Source organism: Rhodovulum sp., assembly GCF_011048875.1.
Classification (GTDB): domain Bacteria; phylum Pseudomonadota; class Alphaproteobacteria; order Rhodobacterales; family Rhodobacteraceae; genus Rhodovulum; species Rhodovulum tesquicola.
Map to the genome: position 1 here is coordinate 1 of NZ_DSDD01000455.1, position 3,058 is coordinate 3,058.

At 69.9% G+C, this 3,058-nt stretch carries 4 protein-coding genes; all 4 read right to left on the reverse strand.

Annotated features, from left to right (window positions below; all coding sequences use genetic code 11):
- Positions 1-309: head decoration protein (locus tag ENN83_RS15550; protein WP_287188579.1), on the reverse strand; the 309-nt coding region annotated here is incomplete at its 3' end.
- 4 nt (positions 310-313) lie between these two features.
- Entirely contained in the window at positions 314-838 is a 525-nt protein-coding gene (locus tag ENN83_RS15555; RefSeq protein ID WP_287188581.1) for a hypothetical protein, read from the reverse strand.
- Positions 839-856: 18 nt separating this feature from the next.
- Positions 857-1,282 carry a head maturation protease, ClpP-related gene (locus ENN83_RS15560; protein WP_287188584.1) on the reverse strand — a complete coding sequence of 142 codons (426 nt, stop codon included), beginning with the start codon at positions 1,280-1,282 and terminating at the stop codon, positions 857-859.
- A gap of 146 nt (positions 1,283-1,428) precedes the next feature.
- Positions 1,429-2,862, reverse strand: a complete 1,434-nt coding sequence (locus ENN83_RS15565; protein ID WP_287188586.1) for a phage portal protein — start codon at positions 2,860-2,862, stop codon at positions 1,429-1,431.
- Between the last annotated feature and the right edge of the window lie 196 nt (positions 2,863-3,058).

Genomic DNA, 3,058 nt, shown 5'->3' on the forward strand with positions numbered 1-3,058 from the left:
CTCGCTGGGGGTGCCGGCAAAGACGAGGTCGTGGCGGTTGACGACGGCGGGACCGCGGACGACCGCGACGGCGGGCGCATCGCCACCGGACGCATCCGCCTTGCCCCGGAGCACGGCGACGGCTGTTTCGGTGCCGTCCACGGCCGCGGGGTCGTGCGCGGCGTACTTGCCCGAGGCCGTGATCTTGCCGAGCACCGTGCCGGGCTCGAGCGTGCCCGAGGCGACGGTGATCGTCTCGCGGGTGTAATCGCGGAAGGCTTCCCAGACGAGGAAGCCGCCGGGGTGTTTGCCTTCGACCAGCGTGGTCATGGTGTCATCCTTTCAGCTTGAAGGTGCGGGCGACGATCTCGCCCCAGGGGCGCGCGGCCGAGGAGCGGCCGGGCTGCGGGTGATGCGGCGCGATCTCGGTCTCGGCCTCGGCCTCGGCCTTTGCGGCGAGAAGCGCCGCGCGCACCTCGTCAAGGCTCGCGTCCTGCTCAAGGAACCGGCCGGCCATCTGCGGCTGGCCTGCGAGGCGGCAGAGATCGACCACCGCGCGGGCATGCCCGATGGCCTCCGCCCTGATCGCGGAGGGATCGAGTGGTGCGACGCTCGGCGGCGGGGTTTGGGCGGACGGCTCCGGGGTGTCGGGAGCGGCGACCTCGTCGTCCTCGACCTGATCGCCGTCGGCGACTTCGTCGGTGGCCTCGGTGTTTGTGCCGTCGGTGTCGTCGCCGGGCTCCGGTTCGGCTTCGACAGCCTCCACCAGCACCGGCGGGGCGTTGCGGAAGCGGCCGATATCGAAGCGTGCGGCGATCCGGACAGGCTCGATCAGCCGGTCGGCGAAGCCCTGCGCCACCGCGTCATCTGCATCGAACTAGGTCTCGGCGGCCATCAGCGCGGAGACCTCCTCCGGCGTCCGGCCGGATTTTGCGGCGTAGCCCGAGACGAGGCTGCCCTTCACCTTGTCGAGCGCCTCGGCCATGGCGCGCATGTCCTCGGCCGTGCCCATGACGAGGCCGGCGGGGTCGTGGATCATCAGGAAGGCGTTCTCGGGCATGACGATCTCGTCGCCCGCCATGGCGATGTAGGAGGCCGCCGAGGCGGCGATGCCGTCGATCCAGACGGTGACCGTGCCAGCATGACGGCTCAGGGCGTTGTGGATGGCGACCGCATCGAAGACCGATCCGCCGGGACTGTTGAGACGCAGATCGATGGGGGCGTCGTCCAGCAGCGCACTCAGCTCCGCCAGAAACCCCTTGGCCGAGACGCCATAGGCGCCGATTTCGTCATAGATCAGCACTTCCGCTCCCGAAGCTCGGGCGCGGATCGTGTACCAGCTACGCACATCGAACTCCGTTCGAAAGGATGAAGGATGAGGGATGAGGGATGAAGTGAAGGAGGAAGGGAGGGCGCGTCGGCAGGCGCACCTCCTTCATCCATCATCCTTCATCCCTTATCGTTTGGCTCCGCCGGCGCCCCCGGTGCCGTGGCCCGGGCTCCCTGCGTCTCGCCGGGGCTGGTGCGGTAGCTGAGGCCGAGACGCTTCGCGCGCTCGGCGTCGGCCGTGTTCTCGCGGTCGACTTCCTCGATGTCGTAGCCGGTGGCTTCGACCACCTTGCGCCGCGAGGTGATGCCCGCCTCCATGGCCAGCACCTGCGCCTGGATGTCCTTCAGCGGATCGACCCAGTCCCAGCGTGGCGGGATCCACTGCACCGGCCGCGCGAACGCGGGATCGTCGAGACCGAGCGCGCCCGAGAGCACCGCCGTCTCCAGCCAGCGCCGCCAGACCGCGCGGCAGAGCTGATGCACGAGCACGCCATGCTGCAGCTGGCCGATGCGGCGGCGGAACTCGACGAGCTCGGCCCTGAGGCTCGAATAGTTCGCCTGCCGGACATCGCCGGTGACGAGGTGATAGGGCAGCCCCAGCGAGGCCGAGACCGCCAGCAGCGTGCGGTACTGGAACGCCTCGTAGCCGCCGCCGACATCCGCCGGGGACGAGAACTTCACGTCCTCGCCCGGCAGCAGCACCTGCATCGTGCCGGGCTCGAGGCTCGCAATGGCCGCGCCATCCAGATCCGCCTCCGCCTCTCCCATCATGGGCTCTTCGGGCGCGGTCTTGGTGATGAAGCCCGCGAACATCGCCGCGGTCTTCTTCCGGTCGAGCTCGGCGTCGTCGTACTGGTCGAGCAGGAACAGCCGCACCATGGCGGGCGCGATGTGCGGCAGGCTCCGGATCTGGCCCGCGTCGATGGGGCGGTAGATGTGCAGCACGTCGGCCGCCGGCACGCGCACAGTCTCCGGGATCACCGCCCCCTGGTCGGTGCTGTCACCCGGATGCCGGCGGCGGAAGTGATAGGCTACGCGCCGCCCAATCAGGTCGAACTCGATGCCGCAGCGGATGCGGTTGCCGTTGGCCGCTGTCTCGGTCTTCTCGAAAGGCAGCATCTCGGACTGGAGAAGCTGCATCTGCAGTGGGACCAGCAGACCGTCGTTCGCCGGTCCGCTCGAACCGGTGGCGCGGCCCGGCTCACCCCGCCGCGTTCGCAGCCGGACGAAGCACTCGCCGGCGACGAACATCTCGCGCGCGACCATGGCCTGCAGGCCGTAGAAGTCGGTCAGCCCGTCCGCATCCGCCTCGTCGGTCCAGGCGAGCCAGAGCCGCTGCACCCGGTCGCGGAGATCCGCGTCGCCGATGAGCGAGGACGGCTTGATCCCGTCGCCGACAAGGTTCGCGGCAAAGGCCTCGCAGGCATTGGCGGCATAGCCGTTCGTGACCACCAGTTCACGGGACCGCGCCAGCAGTCGCGGACCGCCCGAGGCGACCAGCGCGTTGATGTTCTCGAGCGGCGGGTTCCAGCCGCGCAGCCGGCGCTTCGCCATCGCACCTTCGAGGCGGGCGCGCAGTCCGGAGGGACCGTGGCTCCGGGGGAGCCGCGTAAGCCCGGAGGACGCGGGGCCGCCGGTGGACCGGCGGCGTAAACGGTCGAAGAGACCCATGGCTTAGAGCCCCTTCGCCGTCGTCACGCGGACCTGCCGGACGATCCGACGCCCCTCGGCTGCGGCGATCTCGCGATCC

Bases quoted from the DNA above. Each gene is read 5' to 3' on its own strand.
- ENN83_RS15565 (WP_287188586.1), bottom strand. From the start codon at position 2,862: ATGGCGAAGCGCCGGCTGCGCGGCTGGAACCCGCCGCTCGAGAACATC.